This is a genomic window from Bacillus toyonensis BCT-7112 (assembly GCF_000496285.1).
GTDB classification, from domain to species: domain Bacteria; phylum Bacillota; class Bacilli; order Bacillales; family Bacillaceae_G; genus Bacillus_A; species Bacillus_A toyonensis.
The window spans coordinates 2111831-2126841 of the sequence record NC_022781.1 but is presented as its reverse complement, the minus strand read 5'-3'; the positions used below and the strand labels follow the sequence as shown (position 1 = coordinate 2126841).

The window sequence follows — 15011 nt, the reverse complement described above, 5'->3', positions numbered from 1 at the left end:
TATTAAATATCTAAGTTTAAGTGTGGTTTATGATCTAAATGGTGATGCGTTTTAATGAAACGTACTGTTCTTGTTTTGTAACGCATAACGATAGAATATGTTTCAGCTAAATCTCCGCCAAGGAATTTCACGCCGTCTAATAACTCACCAGCAGAAACACCTGTTGCTGAGAAGATTGCATCATCACCAGATACTAAGTCATCTAACATAAGAAGTTGACGAGGATCTTCTAATCCCATTTCACGACAACGAGCTTCTTCTTCTTCGTTCATTGGAACTAAGCGAGCTTGCATTTCACCTTCAAGGCATTTTAATGCTGCTGCAGAAATAACGCCTTCTGGAGCTCCGCCAACACCTACGAATAAGTCGATACCTGTTCCAGGTAGTGCTGTTGCGATTGATGCACCAACATCGCCATCACCAAATAATTTCACGCGTGCACCTTTTGCACGAACACGGTCAATAATATCTTGATGACGTTCACGTTCTTGAATGATAACTGTTAGATCACGAATCTTTTTATTGTTAGCTTCTGCTACAATTTCAATTGTTTTTTCAATTGGATCATCTAAGCTAATTTTACCAGCTGCTTTTGGACCAACCGCGATTTTTTCCATGTACATATCAGGAGCGTGAAGAAGGTTTCCTTTATCTGCGATTGCGATAACTGCCATTGCGTTTGCAAGACCTTTTGCAACGATGTTTGTACCTTCTAATGGATCAACGGCTATATCTACTTCTGGACCGTTACCTGTTCCTAGTTCTTCACCAATATATAACATCGGTGCTTCATCAAGTTCTCCTTCACCAATTACAACTGTACCTGCCATGTTTACTGAGTCGAACATATCACGCATAGCTGTAGTTGCTGCATCATCTGCTTCATTTTTCTTTCCGCGGCCCATCCACTGTGCGGATGCTAATGCTGCTGCTTCTGTTACACGGACAATTTCTAGTGCGAGTTCACGTTCCAAGATTTCATTCCTCCAATTTCAAAAATCATACAAATATAACTATAACAAATAACGGAGAAAAGGTGAATTCGAAAAATTGTCGATTTTTTCAGAAGAAAGCGTTACAATTAAAATGTAAATGCTTTAATTTCCAGGTAGGTGACATGAATGTACTTCGTAGACAGAAAAAAAATAGAACAAATGCTAGTATGTTTAGAACGAGCAACAAATACATTTCAAGAGAAGAAGATATATGAAACCGAGTTTGAATTTTATGCATTAGAGCGCATAGCCCATCTTATGATTGATACTATATTAGATGTAGGGAATGCGATGATTGATGGATTTATTATGCGCGATCCAGGAAGCTATGAAGATATTATCGATATTTTAATGGATGAGCGAGTGATAAGTGCAGAAGAAGGACAAGGAATGAAAGAAATTATCCTTCTTCGAAGAATGCTTACGCAAGATTATATTCAAATGAATCATGATGAATTATATAAGACGATTCAAAAACATATTGCGGTGGTAGAGAACTACCCGGCAAATATTCGCAGTTATTTAGAGAAGGAATTAGGGCCTGTATCTGCATTTGTACCAGAATAATTATGCTTATGAGATCCCCGGGAATACCTTTTGGGGATCTTATATTGTATGTGAGAAAGAAAAGGGAAAAGGGAGAAGGGAGAAGGGTAAAGCATGGGGGAAGCACGTACTACGAAAGACGAGATTGTCCAATTGTTGAAAGTAAAGGGAGAGCATACGGTAGCAGAATTAGCTGACGTTTTAGAGATTACAGAAATGGCGATCCGAAGACATTTAAGTAATCTTGAGAAAGATGGGTTCATTTATTCTAAGATGGTCAGGCAACATGTCGGAAGACCAACTTATTTGTATGGGTTAAGTGAAAAGGGAGAAGATACATTCCCGAAAGAATATAAGCAATTTGCGATTGATATGCTAGAAGATTTAGCTCGAATGGGCGATGAAAAAATACTTCGTTACGTTTTGAAAGAAAGAACGAAGCGAATGGAAGAAAAATTGCAAAAGAGAATCAGTAATCAAAAGAACTTAGCATATAAAGTACAAGAGGTAGCAGCAATGCAAGAGAAAAATGGTTATATGGTTCAAATAAAGAGAGATGGAGAGAACTCTTTCGTAATTGAAAAGCAAAACTGTCCGTTAAAGGAAATTGCAGAGAGATTCCCGCAAGTATGTGCAGATGAAAAAGAGATGTATAAGCGTTTATTTGCGAATGCAGATGTAAATACGCTAGCAAACATGTGCGAGGGTGATTGTAGTTGTTCTTACCAAGTAAAAGAGAAAAAATGAACGTTCTGGGGCGCTTTAAGGTAAAGCGTTTTTTTCTTTTGGAAAAGGGGGTAATATAAGAGTGGTATGATAGATGAGAACTCTAGCATAGAAGGAGAGACATAATAGATGTATAAAGGTTATTTAATTGACTTAGACGGTACGATGTATCGTGGTGAAGAACAAATTGAAGAAGCAAGCGACTTCGTGAAAGCATTAGGAGAGCGCGGCATTCCGTATTTATTCGTTACGAATAACTCAACTCGTAAACCAGAACAAGTTGCAGAAAAACTTGTTCGTTTCGATATTCCAGCGAAAGCAGAGCAAGTATTCACAACGAGTATGGCGACAGCGAATTTCATTTATGAACGTAAACAAGATGCAACTGTATACATGATTGGTGAAGAAGGCTTACATGATGCTCTTGTGGAAAAAGGATTTGAACTTGTGGATGAAAACCCTGATTTCGTTGTTGTTGGTTTAGATCGCGACATCACATATGAAAAATTAGCAAAAGCATGTCTTGCTGTACGTAACGGTGCAACGTTTATTTCTACAAATGGAGATATTGCTATTCCAACTGAGCGTGGATTATTACCAGGTAACGGTTCATTAACATCAGTTGTTACAGTATCAACAGGTGTGGAGCCAATCTTTATTGGAAAACCAGAATCAATCATTATGGAACAAGCATTAAAAGTGCTTGGCATAGGAAAAGATGAGGCATTAATGGTTGGGGATAACTACGATACGGACATTTTAGCGGGAGTAAATGCTGGTATGCATACCCTTCTTGTCCACACTGGAGTCACAACTGTGGAGAAGTTAACAGAATACGAAGTTCAACCGACGCAAGTTGTGCATAACTTGACGGAGTGGATTGAGAAGATGTAATGAAATGCAGGTAACCGGAAGAGGTTACCTGTTTTTTTATGCACAATTGCATATGTACTATAAGTATATAAAATGTAAAATTTAAATGTAATGATGTAAGGGGGAGAGAATAAGAATGTACTGGATGTCATGTATTATGTTTGTTTTTACATTATGTGTTTTGTTTTTTATTCTATGGAAGATATATAAAATAAATGAAATGAAAAAAAGCGCAGGAAAACTCATTGCAATGTATCCTCGGGTGAAAAGACGTTGGGTTGCATTACTTGGACCAGCATATTTCATTGGACAATGTATGTATATATATGCTCAATATGTAAGTGGTGATATTGGCACACTTGAACAGTTTCTCATTCAGTCAGGTAGTTATGCTGTAGCAAGTTGTTTTATGACTTTAATAGCCATCCATCTTATTAAAAGTGTAAAAATATATGAAAAAGGTGTAGTAGACGGATTAAACTTTTATTCATACGAAGAATTGAAAGGCTATAAAACATCAACATGGGAAAATCCAAAAGAAAATATATTTTTATATCGCGGGCGAGAAAAAATGAATGACAATGTGAATTTACTTATTAGACAGGAAGATATGAATGAATTAGAAAGCATTCTTCAAAGGTATATTCCGAAATTAATGATGAAATGAAAAACTCCGGTTGTTAAAGCCGGAGTTTTTTTATTAAAATGCACGATTCACAACATCTTTAACCTCTTCAAGATATTGTTTACGCACACTGTCATCCACAGAAGGAACACTTGTATAGAATGTATGCTCAAGTGTTTCAATGCCTGTAAATTCAAAAATACCAACATCTGCTGTTTTTTTCATTGCATCAAACATACCGCCTGCTGTGTATACTTCTTCCGAATTTCCCATCGTAGATAATAACAATCCTTTTTTACTGCTTAATAATTTTTCAATACCATTCTCACCGTAAGCATAAGCGAAGCCGTGGCTAAATACACGGTCAACGTATCCTTTTAAAATAGCAGGAAGACCTGCCCACCAAACTGGGTAAATGAATGTAATACTATCAGCCCAAGTGATATGCTTTTGTTCTTCTTTAATATCTTCTGGTGTGTTTCCTTGGGAAAATGAGATGAAATCGGAAGCACCTAATACTGGATTGAAGTTTAATTCATATAAATCACGAACGCGTACTTCATGACCTTTTCCTTCTAATTCACTTTTTACAGTTTCTAAAATTGCATGGTTAAAGCTTTCTGTATTCGGGTGTGCATAAACGATTACATGTTTCATTGTTCTTCCTCCTACTTGTGGATATTTGAATAGTTTTTATATATTCGTGTAACTATTATGGTTACTTTCGTTGCGAGAGTCAACTTTTCTGACGTGAGAAATAGAGTGAAATTTTAATCGGTGGGGGCTATCCATCCCGCACTGATTATTTGCTTACACTAATCGGGCACTTAATGCCGGTTAATATAAATGTTAGTATGTGACAAAAAAATACAAAATAGTAGGGATTTTGCATTTTTGAATAGAATATATAGATTGGTAAATAGAGAGAGAAGGGGATATCGGGATGAATATTATTGAAATTGAAGGGTTAGAAAAATCGTTTGATATTGGAGATAGTAAAGTAAAGATCTTAAAAGATATTAATCTTCAAATTCAAAAAGGAGATTTTGTTTGTATTATGGGGGCAAGTGGATCGGGGAAAACGACCTTACTTCAGCTGTTAGGTGGATTAGATATTCCATCAGTAGGTAGTATTCGAGTTGATGGTACGGAGATTTCAACATTAAAAGAAAAAGAGCTCGCTTTATTTAGAAGGCATAAAATCGGTTTTATTTTTCAACAGTTTAATTTAATTCCAGTGTTTAATGCGGAGGAAAATGTAGGGTTGCCTTTATTATTAGATAATGTTTCACAAAAGAAGGCAACGGTGACAGCAAATCGTTTATTAGAGCTCGTTGGATTGAAAGGAAAAGAAAAGCATTTACCAGCACAGTTATCAGGTGGGCAACAGCAAAGGGTTGCGATAGCAAGAGCCTTTGCAAATGAGCCAGCTATTATATTAGCTGATGAGCCAACAGGGGCGTTAGATTCAGAAAACAGCAAAAATATTATTGCGGCACTTCGCAATGCATGTGATGAATTAGGGCAAACAGCTGTCATTGTAACGCACGATCCGTTCGTAGCGGCCCATGCTGATAAAGTCGTTTTCTTATTAGATGGTGAGGTGATTCATGAGCATGCTGAAAGTAAAGGATGGAAATTTCGAAATATCCCGCAACAAGTTATCCACATTCAAGAGATTATGAATCGTCACTTTAAAGTAGGAGGTAAAGGTGATGCGATGGGTAATTAAGTATGCGGTAAAATCGATGAAACAAAATTGGTTGCGAAATATGTTGATTGCCCTCGGTGCAGCTTTAGGTGTTATGTTAGCGACGATGTTATTGCTAGGCAATCAATCAGTAGAGCAAAGTGTGAAGGAACAAGTAGTAAGTCGGTATGGAGATTATAATTTACAATTTGGCTATATAAAAAATGATATGTATTTAAATAATGAAAGTTTAAAAGGAATAGATGGCTTAGAAAATGCTGAAAAAATATCAAAAGTACTTATACCATATCCTTTCCCACACTATAAAGAGTTATCGGGGAAACCGTCCTATTGGGGTGTTGAGCAAGATTCTCCAGAAATACATTCTTATAAAATATTTGAAGGTCGATATCCGAAAGAAGGGGCTGAAGTAGCACTAACAAAAGGGTATACAGACCGTGAAAATATACGGGTGGGAGATACAATTAAACTGCCATTCCCACAGCATGGAGAAAAGACTGTGAAAGTCGTCGGTATTTTAAATCCACCGTTAATGGCGGCAATGGGGCATGGGGCTTATTTTCCCATCCATTGGCTTCAAAAAGAATTAAATCTACTAAATCAGTTCAATCTCGTTCAAGTGAAAACAGCCGATGTAAATGTGAAGAGAGCGATTGCTCTTGATGTAAATAAGAAGATAGAAAATATAAAGGTGGACCAACGTACTTATGTAGATAAGGCATTTGAACGACTAAATGTAATGAAGCCATTAATTTTTAGTTTAGGTGGTATTGCCTTATTTGTTGTAGCTCTTTTAATAATGGGAAGTTTCTTCTTATCTGTCAGAAGTCGATTTAAGCAATGGGCATTATTACGTGCACTCGGTAGTAATCCAAATCAAATTATATTAGTCGTCTTATTAGAGGCTTTATGTATTGGGGCAATCGGATCGCTAGCAGGAGTTATTCTTGGAGCAGGTACGCAAACAATCGCTGCATCATTTATTAATAAATGGGTGAATATTGAGGGGGCAGGGAAAGAATCATTCTCGATTTCAGGCGAGATTTTACTCATTACGTTTTTACTAGGAATTGTTATGTCTATTATAGGGGCTATTATACCAGCCTTCATGGTTAGAAAGATTCCACCAGTTCAAGCGCTTAGGCCAGGTCTTCCTAGTAATGAGAAAAAAGAAAAAAGGTGGAGTGCTTTTAGTGGTAGCATTTTAATTATTGGTACTGTTATTGGACTAACGGGTAACGTATTAGAGCGGTATATCGGTTTTAATCCAAGTGCGATAGGTGCGCTGTTATTTGCGGTCGGTTTGTTATTTGCGATTCCGTTATTTATTCGGATGATAGCACCAGTGATTGCAAAACCACTTCAAATGATATTACGAATTGAAACGACGATTAGTAGCCGAAATGTCATTCGTTATCGAAATAAGGCGGCTGTGTCCGTTGCTATATTAGCATTTGGTTTTATGTTAGCACTTGTTGGAACGATGTATGTAAATTCTATGTATGAAGGTATGAAAAAAGGATTACAAAAACATTTACCAGCGGACTTAGTAGTAAGAATTCCGGTAGAGTCGCAAGGAATAGAAACATTACCGTTTAGTTGGATGGAGAAGGTTAGAAAAATTGACGGTGTAGAGGCGAGTGTTGGGAATGCTACAGACTTTACAGCAAAGCTTGTGAATTATGACTTTATAAAAGCGAATCAAGAGTGGTATGAACATGCGAGGAAAAATGATTTTGAACCTGATTTGATGGAAGTTGTGGGAAATGATATTGTCGCGTATCAAAAAGTAACGAGAGCGAAGGTGATTGAAGGAAAAGATTTAAATAAGCCATTACAAGATGGTGAGGGAGTCATTACGAAGGAAACGGCTAAAAAATTAGGGCTTCAGTTGCATGATACGTTTGAAGTACAAGGAAAGGGAAAAGAAAAACAAACGATTAAAGTCGTTTCGATTATTGAGCAAGGATTAAGGTTAAGAGGATCAGATGTTTTCGTAAATGAACAATGGGCTCGCGATAAGTTTCACGTACAAGGATATGAAGCAATTCAAATTATGACTAATTCTAATCAATCATTTGAAGCGATTAAGAAGCAAGTAAAAGAAATTACAAAGAATAAAGAGAATGTAGAAGTTATAAACAGTTATGATTTATTGAAAGAACAAGAGCAGTTATTATCGCAAATGATGATGTTAATTCGCTTGTTAGTTGTAATTGTTTTCATTATTTCTGGTATAGGGTTAATGAATGCGATTGTCTCAAGTTTACATGAAAGACGTGCTGAAATTAGTATGATTCGTGCGGTAGGAGCTATTCCGAAGCAAATGAGACGGATCGTTTTATTAGAGGGAACTTTACTTGGAGCGATAGCTGGTTGTATCGGCATTTTTGGTGGGATTTTGTTTAGCTATATCGTGTTATCAAGCTTAGAGTTAACGGTTATTATTATTCCGTATAATCAAGTTTGCATATTAGCTTTTGCTAGTGTGGTGCTTGGAGCAGGGGCAGCGATGATTGCTTCATTACAATTAAGAAAGTTCAAATTAAGTGATACTTTAAAGGAATTATCGGCATAAAAGATTGCTATACCCCGCTCATACAAAGAACAAAGAAGACAAATAAAATGATGACAATACCAATACCGAAGTTAAATACGAGAGTACTATCCATATATGTAACCTCCTTGTTTTAAAGTGAAAAGCACTCTAGTCAGAGTGCTTTTTATTTTGAATCTCCCGTAACGTACTTCAAAACTTTTAGAAAGGGATTCATGCGTGTAAAGAGTTACATTATTTTATGCGTTTATTTTGGGGAATGAGTAAGTCCTTATGAAATATAGAAAAAAGACACTCTTTCGAGTGTCTTTTATGATGACAAAATGTGTCAATTGCTTGAGTTCGATAAGACGCTAATTTCCGTTTTAACGCCTTTTCTTTAATCAAGAAGTGTAGCAACAGCGATTCAAATAAATTGTACCATTTGTGTAATGTTTGTGTGCATGCAATTCTGCATATTTCAATTAGAGGGAAATAAGGTGCGGAGAATGAATGAGTATATAGAACAATTGATAAGGAGAGAGAAGGATGGATATACATAAGTTAACGGTAGAAGAAGCAAATGAGATAAATACGTGGACGTACGAGGAACCATATAATTTATATAGTTTTTCAGGCGAGAAAGAAGTGATAGAAGAGCTATTAGATGGAACGTATTATGGCTGTTGTGACGATCAAGGAGAGTTCATCGGCTATTTTTGTTTTGGGGAAAATGCACAAGTACCAGGGGGAAGAGATGCTAATTTATATGGTGGAGAAAATCTGATTGATATCGGACTTGGTATGAAGCCGGCGTTAACAGGGAAAGGAATGGGGAAAGAATTTTTCAAAGCTGGAATAGCGTTTGCCACGAAAGAGTTTAATGCAAAAATGTTTCGATTAAGTGTAGCAACATTTAATACAAGAGCAATTACGCTATATAAAAATATAGGTTTTCAGCAAGGACCTATCTTTTTGAGCCGCGGAAGAGAATTTATGCTCATGGAATATGAAAGACCGTCAGCATAAAACTGACGGTCTAGAAAGCATTATTATTATTCCGAGTGATCAGCTCGGTGCGCTAAACGGCTTGAAGCAGCGGCAGCGATTCCGCCAACGATATCATCAAGGAATGTATGCACTTTGCCAGTTGATTTATCATTTAAGTATTCTAAAATACCAGGTTTTAATTTATCGATATATCCAAAGTTCGTGAAACCGATAGAGCCGTACACGTTAACGATAGAAAGTGCGATAACTTCATCAATTCCGTATAAGCCTTCATCACGTTTTACGATATCTTGTAACGGCGCACTTAACATTCCTTTTTCAGCAAGGACATCGAGTTCGATACCAGTAATTAGTGCGTTTTGTACTTCACGTTTTGATAATACACGCTCAACGTTATAACGGCATTCTGACATCTCTAAATTTGGATGATATTTTTTTTGAAGAAAATGAACAAGTTCAGCAATATCGTCAATTGTTACACCGCGTTCTTGTAATAGTTGTAATGCTCTTTCTTGTAGTTGATTTGATTCTTTCATGTTTATCACCTTTTTTTCTTTTTAGTATTTGTATACGTTTCGTTGCTTTATCATGTGCATAGGAATGAAAGGCGAGCACAAGCTCATATATATAAAGAAAAACCATAGGTGGCGACTGCGATGATTCAGCATATTTATGAGCATTATCACATGCATGTTAAAGAATTAATCCCCCTTGGCCCCTATAAAAGCTTTTGGATTCGCAACAAAATTTATGTACTTGTTCCAATTGGAGAAATGGAGGAAGAAGTACTTGTAGAGATGAAAAAGCTCAGTGACTATATGAACCAGCAAGGGGATATGACTGTAGCGACTTTCGTTCCGACTATACACGGCTACTATGTAAGTGAGATAGAAGAACAAAATTACTGCTTATTAAAAGGTATGCGCACGTTAGAACGACATGCTATGTCATTAGGAAGTGAGCTTTCTATATTCCATAAACGAGGTGCATTCTTTCCAGAAGAAATTGAGCAATTAAGCCGCATTGGTGAATGGAAAGCGTTATGGGAAAAAAGGCTCGATCAATTAGAGAAATTTTGGCAATCACAAGTGATGAACCATCCTACAGACGTATTCGATCAATTGTTTATCGAATCCTTCCCGTATTATTTAGGAGTTGCGGAAAATGCAATTCAGTATGTTGTCGATACAGAGATGGATGATACGCCACAAATGACCGATGCGGCAACAATTTGCCAGGAGCGATTTACACCTTTATTATGGCATCAAACGAAGCGTCTAAAACTTCCTTTTGAGTGGGTGTATGATCATCCCACTCGAGATATAGCAGAATTGATTCGCTATATGATGATTGAAAAGAAGAAAGACTGGGAGCAAACAATCGTTCAATTTGTTACAGATTATGAACGCAATTATTCGCTATCCTCATTTGGTTGGCGCTTATTATTTGCAAGGCTCCTGTTCCCGCTCCACTATTTTGAAACGGTCGAACGATATTATCAAACTGGGAACGAAGAACAAAAAAGTATATATAGAGATCGCTTAGAAGCTATTTTACATGATGTGAACCGCTCTGAGCAATTTATGAGGAATTTTTATGGATCACTTCGTTTGCCAATTGATAAGTTAGGGATTAGAAAATTAGATTGGCTATCTTAAAAGTATAAAAAAGAGACCGATTGAGGTCTCTTTTTTATACCGCAATTGTATGTAATACATTATGCTCCTACCTGTTGATCTGCACATATATTTAAAATGAATTGATTTCTTTCGATTTTTTCATTTACTTTACTCAATAATTCTTGCTGGATTTCTTTAAATAAAAATTGATAGCTTGTATTCCATGTTGGTATAACGGACGAAAGGCCTAATAAATATTCTTTTTTCTCTTCTAGTTCTTGAATTGTTAAAAAAGTGTTCCCCATTTTTGGCATGTGTCGTCCCCCTATGTTTTTTACTTCATCCCGCTATTTGTGGGAATCGGGATGCCCGTAAACACCCACTGATTATAGTTTCACTTTATATGTGTGAACGATTCACTATATAGTATTAATTATCGCATTTTTTGAGAAGGATTTCCAATTTTGTTTTATGATGTTAAAGTAGAAGTGTTATTTGAATAAAAAAAGAGACCCATTGGGGTCTCTTTCTAGGAAGCGATTCTGAACGAGCCGCTTCTGCTTTTAATTAATATCTAGCTCCAGCGGCTAAAATGTTCGGTGGCTTCGCTTCTTCCGCCGAGGTACATTTTGAACGAGCCGTTTCCGCTTTTAATTAAAATACTTGCTCTACTTCAATAACGCCTGGTACTTCTTCAAGTAACGCGCGCTCGATACCAGCTTTTAGTGTGATTGTAGAACTTGGGCAGCTTCCGCATGCACCCATAAGGCGTAATTTTACGATACCTTCTTCAATGTCTACTAATTCAACGTCTCCGCCATCGCGAAGTAAGAACGGACGTAATTTATCTAGTACTTCTAGTACTTGTTCTTGCATATGTGGGTTTTCCATTTTTATCGACTCCTTTCATCAGTTTTATTATAATCAAGATAGAGGGGAAAATCTATTTTTTCTGTTCTTGTTTTATTGTCGAAATATTTTATCATGTGTACAACGTGTTTTTTCAGTATAGGGGTATGGAATAAGTTTGTAAAATGATGTGCTTATGTACTAAGACATCTGAATATACTGTTAGAACAAGAAGTGGGGGAGAAGAAATGGTTAATGTGCAAGTGTATGGGACGAAAGTAATTTGTGCGAGCTGCGTCGGAATGCCATCTTCAACAGAAACGTTTGAGTGGTTACAAGCGGCGATTGGTCGTAAATATGAAGGACAAGAAAATAAATTTAATTTCGAGTATATTGATTTTCAACAAGAACAAGAAGATGAAGATAAAAAAGCATTCGCAGAGCGCGTAGTAGAAGAAGATTTATTTTATCCAGTCGTTCTTGTGAATGGAGAGATTGTTGGAGAAGGAAATCCTCGTTTGAAGGATGTTTACGAGGAAATCGAGAAATATTTATAAAGCAGGAAGCCTTTGCGAATTTGCGAAGGCTTTTTTTAATGGAGGGATAGATGTGGAGAATGGAATAAAACAAGCTTTACCAGCAGAAGTAAAGCAGTTAATGGAGCAGTACATAGTAGGGTTAAAAGAAATTTTTTTAGATGGAAAAATAGTCGGAGTATATGTTTACGGCTCTATTGCGCTAGGTGCATTTCATATAGAAACGAGCGATGTTGATTTTGTTGCAGTACTAAATGATTCCGTGAATGAAGCTGAAAAACAACAAATTGTAGAACTGCATAAGAAAATGAGTGAAAGTACGCTAGGTAAAAGAATGGACGGTATGTATATTCCGCTTGCTGACTTAGGGAAATACAATCATGAAATAAATGAGTACGTGTATTGTGCAGATGGTAAGGCGAATATAGGTCATTGGGATATTAATGCGGTCACATGGTGGACATTAAAAAATCAAGGCATTACAGTTATCGGGAAAGAAGTAGAAGACCTTCCATTTCAAATAAAGTGGGATGATGTAGTAAATACAATGCAATACAACGTAGAACAGTACTGGAGTGAAAAAGCGAAGCAGCCATATTTATTTTTCATAGAAGAGTGGGTAGAATCAGCTGTCGTTACGATGGGGCGTATTTTATATACGTTAGATCATAAAACAATTGTTTCAAAAGATAGAGGATTGCAATACTTGTTAGAACGCTCAGCGAAAGAATGGGAGCCTTTATTAAAAGAAGTAGAGCGAATGAGGTATGATCCAAAGGAGAAGAAGAAACTTTCTATTTGGAGAAGGGCTGATATGATGAAGAGATATTTGCTTAGTTTAATTGAGGAGTGTAGGGGGAAATGGTAGAGAAAATAGTAAAAGCATCCTTTGTATGAAGGATGCCTTTACTATTGTTATATAATGAAAAAGTACTTTACACGGAATGAGAATTCGAAAGATAATATAAAAAATATGTAGACGAGGAAAGCAGATGAGTAAATATAAATTACATATAAATAAAGAACAACTATGGAAAGGTTGTATCTTAAAGTCAATTGCAGATGCAATTTTTGTAGCACATGCTCCTGATTTCTCGCATGAAAGTTCATGGGATGGGTTTAACTATAATATGCAAGATAGTCAAGGCGGAAGAGGGACAATTACGTTTCATCCGGATTATACGATCGTATGTCTGCAAGATGTGAATAGCGAGAGAATTGAAGAGTGGATTGATGCGGCAAATTATTTTGAAGGGGCACCTTTGGAAGTAATAGACATTGCGAAAGAGGAAGCACTTCAATACGTATTAGAAGAAGTAGAAGGCGAAACAGTTCCTTTTATTACAACTGCATTTTGGATTGAGGATAGCGGTGCGTATTCAATTGATCCATTTGAAGAGATGGAAGAGCACGGTGGATTTTTATTAGAAATTCCATTACTTGATACGGAATTAGCAATTGAAAGACTGGAAGAAGAGTATGAACTGACAGCGGAACAAATAGAACTTTTACAATTCGTGTATGAGAGAAAAATCCAAAATCCAAACGAGAAAATTAAGTTGTCTAAAGAGGAAGTAGCAATGATTGGGACGGATGATAGTGAAAGGTTAGAAGTGAGTAAAGCGTCATTTGAAGAAATGAATATTACTTGGTAGTTGTAGGAGGAAATATAAAAAGTTTGATAAAGGACTAGTAGAAAGCACAATGTACATTTACATTGTGCTTTCTACTAGTTTTTTCATATACATATCAACTTCATGAAAGAGTACTTTTTCTTTTTCCTCGTTATTAAGATGCACAGAGCAATGTAAATATTGCTGTAAGTAGAGATTAGCTTGTTTGTACTGTTTTAATTTGTAGAAAGAAGAACAGGTAAGAAGCAGAAACGCTTTTTCTTATAATATTGGAACGACGGCTAGTAACGGAGTAATGGAATGTATATTTATTTTTGTTAAATTTTCATAAGAAGCCCACGTTTGAAACCAGTCGAAAATGGTAGAAAGGTAATCCGGAATGTCGATAGTTTCATGTGAAACATTATGCAATATGGAACGTAGTGAAGTTTTGTGAAAAAACATCTTCTGTCCAAACTATGCACTTCATATTTAATCACCTGAAATAGTAGTTTTATGAACTTTATTTTATATATTATAGTATGACTAAAGCTAGATTATTTTAAGAGAGAATGGAGAAGATATCATGATTAACCATAATAAAATTAAACAACTTTTAGAATATGTAGATCGTGCTGAGGATAATGAAATTGAGCTAGAGTATGAATCTGAACCTATGACGATAGAATTGTTTAATAGTGAAGAAATAGAAGAAGGACAACTTGGTTATAGCTTTGATGAAGAAGGGCAAAGCTTAACCGGGAATGAAGAAGGAGATTGGAAAGAGGGATGGATTGTAATTGGAATAGATTCGTATCTCGGTGATCCAATCTTTGTAGATAGTAATGATGAAAAATGCCCGGTTTATACAGCTTTGCACGGTGAGGGTGATTGGGAGATAGAATGTATAGCGGAACGTATAGAAGATGTTATTGAGAAAGTGAAGGGTAGTGTGGAATAAATAAAAATAGTATTTCAATATAATCAAGAAGTGGAGGAATCATGAAAAATTTTCAAATGGAACTACATAAACTGCCGATAGAAAATACTGGAGAAATAATACTTAGTATAGATGAGCGTATTTTGTTTCAAGAAAAAACAGACATAATAGACCCGATTTGTCAGTTTTTTGACGCTTGGGTCGAGTTTTTTAAATATGATGATGCTACAATTTTCTTAGATGAATATGAAAAAAAGGTGGAATTTAAGAATAATGAAACTGCCTAAAAATATAGTTGAAGTAGATTTTATTGTATCAATTGAGGAAATTAATGATAGATTATTTATTAGTTGTGTAAGTGGAAGTATGTTTTAAATAGTAGAAAGTTAATTTGTGAAGTCTTTTAAGTCGAGATTTTAGGTTAGACCATA

At 36.1% G+C, this 15011-nt stretch carries 17 protein-coding genes and 2 pseudogenes; 13 read left to right on the top strand and 6 right to left on the bottom strand.

Annotated elements, in window-relative coordinates:
• Positions 1-2: 2 nt before the first annotated feature.
• The gene (gene glpX / locus BTOYO_RS11090) at positions 3-974 is read right to left on the bottom strand and encodes a class II fructose-bisphosphatase (RefSeq protein ID WP_000439085.1); all 972 of its coding nucleotides are present in this window, start codon (positions 972-974) and stop codon (positions 3-5) included.
• A 147-nt stretch (positions 975-1121) separates the two neighbouring features.
• Between glpX and BTOYO_RS11085 the strand changes: the two genes are divergently transcribed.
• The 4 genes from BTOYO_RS11085 to BTOYO_RS11070 all read left to right on the top strand — a co-directional run bounded on the left by BTOYO_RS11085 (position 1122) and on the right by BTOYO_RS11070 (position 3807).
• Entirely contained in the window at positions 1122-1562 is a 441-nt protein-coding gene (locus BTOYO_RS11085; protein ID WP_000273997.1) for a DUF86 domain-containing protein, read from the top strand.
• 93 nt (positions 1563-1655) lie between these two features.
• On the top strand, positions 1656-2288 hold the full coding sequence (locus BTOYO_RS11080) for a helix-turn-helix transcriptional regulator (protein ID WP_000503334.1): 633 nt from the start codon (positions 1656-1658) through the stop codon (positions 2286-2288).
• A 108-nt stretch (positions 2289-2396) separates the two neighbouring features.
• Positions 2397-3161, top strand: a complete 765-nt coding sequence (locus BTOYO_RS11075) for a TIGR01457 family HAD-type hydrolase (RefSeq protein ID WP_000276473.1) — start codon at positions 2397-2399, stop codon at positions 3159-3161.
• A gap of 115 nt (positions 3162-3276) precedes the next feature.
• Entirely contained in the window at positions 3277-3807 is a 531-nt protein-coding gene (locus BTOYO_RS11070) for a hypothetical protein (protein WP_000289892.1), read from the top strand.
• Between the two features lie 33 nt (positions 3808-3840).
• Here BTOYO_RS11070 and BTOYO_RS11065 read toward each other — a convergent pair whose 3' ends face one another.
• Complete coding sequence (locus BTOYO_RS11065; RefSeq protein ID WP_000683445.1) at positions 3841-4422, bottom strand: NAD(P)H-dependent oxidoreductase; 582 nt, start codon at positions 4420-4422, stop codon at positions 3841-3843.
• 286 nt (positions 4423-4708) lie between these two features.
• On the opposite strand from BTOYO_RS11065, the gene BTOYO_RS11060 reads away from it, so the two are divergent.
• From BTOYO_RS11060 to BTOYO_RS11050, 3 genes are all read left to right on the top strand, one after another.
• On the top strand, positions 4709-5497 hold the full coding sequence (locus BTOYO_RS11060) for an ABC transporter ATP-binding protein (protein WP_001021168.1): 789 nt from the start codon (positions 4709-4711) through the stop codon (positions 5495-5497).
• Positions 5481-8054 (top strand): FtsX-like permease family protein, encoded by a 2574-nt coding sequence (locus BTOYO_RS11055; RefSeq protein ID WP_001267757.1) that lies wholly within the window; start codon positions 5481-5483, stop codon positions 8052-8054. The genes BTOYO_RS11060 and BTOYO_RS11055 overlap by 17 nt, the downstream gene beginning before the upstream one ends.
• Before the next feature lie 507 nt (positions 8055-8561).
• On the top strand, positions 8562-9041 hold the full coding sequence (locus tag BTOYO_RS11050) for a GNAT family N-acetyltransferase (protein WP_000351182.1): 480 nt from the start codon (positions 8562-8564) through the stop codon (positions 9039-9041).
• A 26-nt stretch (positions 9042-9067) separates the two neighbouring features.
• Here BTOYO_RS11050 and BTOYO_RS11045 read toward each other — a convergent pair whose 3' ends face one another.
• Positions 9068-9559 carry a phosphatidylglycerophosphatase A family protein gene (locus BTOYO_RS11045; RefSeq protein WP_000665097.1) on the bottom strand — a complete coding sequence of 164 codons (492 nt, stop codon included), beginning with the start codon at positions 9557-9559 and terminating at the stop codon, positions 9068-9070.
• Between the two features lie 120 nt (positions 9560-9679).
• On the opposite strand from BTOYO_RS11045, the gene yutH reads away from it, so the two are divergent.
• A complete protein-coding gene (gene yutH / locus BTOYO_RS11040) occupies positions 9680-10681 on the top strand; it encodes a spore coat putative kinase YutH (protein ID WP_000614220.1) in 1002 nt (333 codons plus the stop codon).
• A gap of 59 nt (positions 10682-10740) precedes the next feature.
• Here the strand turns inward: yutH and BTOYO_RS11035 are convergent, their stop codons facing one another.
• Together BTOYO_RS11035 and BTOYO_RS11030 are read right to left on the bottom strand one after the other, a co-directional pair.
• Complete coding sequence (locus BTOYO_RS11035) at positions 10741-10956, bottom strand: hypothetical protein (protein WP_001125484.1); 216 nt, start codon at positions 10954-10956, stop codon at positions 10741-10743.
• 340 nt (positions 10957-11296) lie between these two features.
• On the bottom strand, positions 11297-11533 hold the full coding sequence (locus tag BTOYO_RS11030) for a NifU family protein (protein WP_000431159.1): 237 nt from the start codon (positions 11531-11533) through the stop codon (positions 11297-11299).
• A 206-nt stretch (positions 11534-11739) separates the two neighbouring features.
• Here BTOYO_RS11030 and BTOYO_RS11025 point away from each other — a divergent pair, with 206 nt between their 5' ends.
• From BTOYO_RS11025 to BTOYO_RS11015, 3 genes are all read left to right on the top strand, one after another.
• Complete coding sequence (locus tag BTOYO_RS11025; protein WP_000248598.1) at positions 11740-12048, top strand: YuzD family protein; 309 nt, start codon at positions 11740-11742, stop codon at positions 12046-12048.
• Complete coding sequence (locus BTOYO_RS11020) at positions 12017-12895, top strand: nucleotidyltransferase domain-containing protein (RefSeq protein ID WP_000495121.1); 879 nt, start codon at positions 12017-12019, stop codon at positions 12893-12895. Before BTOYO_RS11025 ends, BTOYO_RS11020 begins: the two co-directional genes overlap by 32 nt.
• Before the next feature lie 124 nt (positions 12896-13019).
• Positions 13020-13682 (top strand): hypothetical protein, encoded by a 663-nt coding sequence (locus tag BTOYO_RS11015; protein ID WP_000049710.1) that lies wholly within the window; start codon positions 13020-13022, stop codon positions 13680-13682.
• Positions 13683-13739: 57 nt separating this feature from the next.
• On the opposite strand, the pseudogene BTOYO_RS27940 reads toward BTOYO_RS11015, so the two are convergent.
• A pseudogene (locus BTOYO_RS27940) lies at positions 13740-14075 on the bottom strand (DUF4304 domain-containing protein); the annotation flags it as partial.
• A gap of 151 nt (positions 14076-14226) precedes the next feature.
• On the opposite strand from BTOYO_RS27940, the gene BTOYO_RS11010 reads away from it, so the two are divergent.
• Both BTOYO_RS11010 and BTOYO_RS11005 read left to right on the top strand, forming a co-directional pair.
• Entirely contained in the window at positions 14227-14601 is a 375-nt protein-coding gene (locus BTOYO_RS11010) for a hypothetical protein (protein WP_000607087.1), read from the top strand.
• A gap of 41 nt (positions 14602-14642) precedes the next feature.
• Positions 14643-14858, top strand: a pseudogene (locus tag BTOYO_RS11005) (hypothetical protein); the annotation flags it as partial.
• Positions 14859-15011: the final 153 nt, after the last annotated feature.

What these genes read in the sequence shown, in the direction of transcription:
- BTOYO_RS11085 (WP_000273997.1), top strand. Translation starts at nt 1,122, where the DNA reads ATGTACTTCGTAGACAGAAAAAAAATAGAACAAATGCTAGTATGTTTA.
- BTOYO_RS11080 (WP_000503334.1), top strand. Translation starts at nt 1,656, where the DNA reads ATGGGGGAAGCACGTACTACGAAAGACGAGATTGTCCAATTGTTGAAA.
- BTOYO_RS11075 (WP_000276473.1), top strand. Translation starts at nt 2,397, where the DNA reads ATGTATAAAGGTTATTTAATTGACTTAGACGGTACGATGTATCGTGGT.
- BTOYO_RS11070 (WP_000289892.1), top strand. Translation starts at nt 3,277, where the DNA reads ATGTACTGGATGTCATGTATTATGTTTGTTTTTACATTATGTGTTTTG.
- BTOYO_RS11065 (WP_000683445.1), bottom strand. Translation starts at nt 4,422, where the DNA reads ATGAAACATGTAATCGTTTATGCACACCCGAATACAGAAAGCTTTAAC.
- BTOYO_RS11060 (WP_001021168.1), top strand. Translation starts at nt 4,709, where the DNA reads ATGAATATTATTGAAATTGAAGGGTTAGAAAAATCGTTTGATATTGGA.
- BTOYO_RS11055 (WP_001267757.1), top strand. Translation starts at nt 5,481, where the DNA reads ATGCGATGGGTAATTAAGTATGCGGTAAAATCGATGAAACAAAATTGG.
- BTOYO_RS11050 (WP_000351182.1), top strand. Translation starts at nt 8,562, where the DNA reads ATGGATATACATAAGTTAACGGTAGAAGAAGCAAATGAGATAAATACG.
- BTOYO_RS11045 (WP_000665097.1), bottom strand. Translation starts at nt 9,559, where the DNA reads ATGAAAGAATCAAATCAACTACAAGAAAGAGCATTACAACTATTACAA.
- yutH (WP_000614220.1), top strand. Translation starts at nt 9,680, where the DNA reads ATGATTCAGCATATTTATGAGCATTATCACATGCATGTTAAAGAATTA.
- BTOYO_RS11035 (WP_001125484.1), bottom strand. Translation starts at nt 10,956, where the DNA reads ATGCCAAAAATGGGGAACACTTTTTTAACAATTCAAGAACTAGAAGAG.
- BTOYO_RS11030 (WP_000431159.1), bottom strand. Translation starts at nt 11,533, where the DNA reads ATGGAAAACCCACATATGCAAGAACAAGTACTAGAAGTACTAGATAAA.
- BTOYO_RS11025 (WP_000248598.1), top strand. Translation starts at nt 11,740, where the DNA reads ATGGTTAATGTGCAAGTGTATGGGACGAAAGTAATTTGTGCGAGCTGC.
- BTOYO_RS11020 (WP_000495121.1), top strand. Translation starts at nt 12,017, where the DNA reads ATGTTTACGAGGAAATCGAGAAATATTTATAAAGCAGGAAGCCTTTGC.
- BTOYO_RS11015 (WP_000049710.1), top strand. Translation starts at nt 13,020, where the DNA reads ATGAGTAAATATAAATTACATATAAATAAAGAACAACTATGGAAAGGT.
- BTOYO_RS11010 (WP_000607087.1), top strand. Translation starts at nt 14,227, where the DNA reads ATGATTAACCATAATAAAATTAAACAACTTTTAGAATATGTAGATCGT.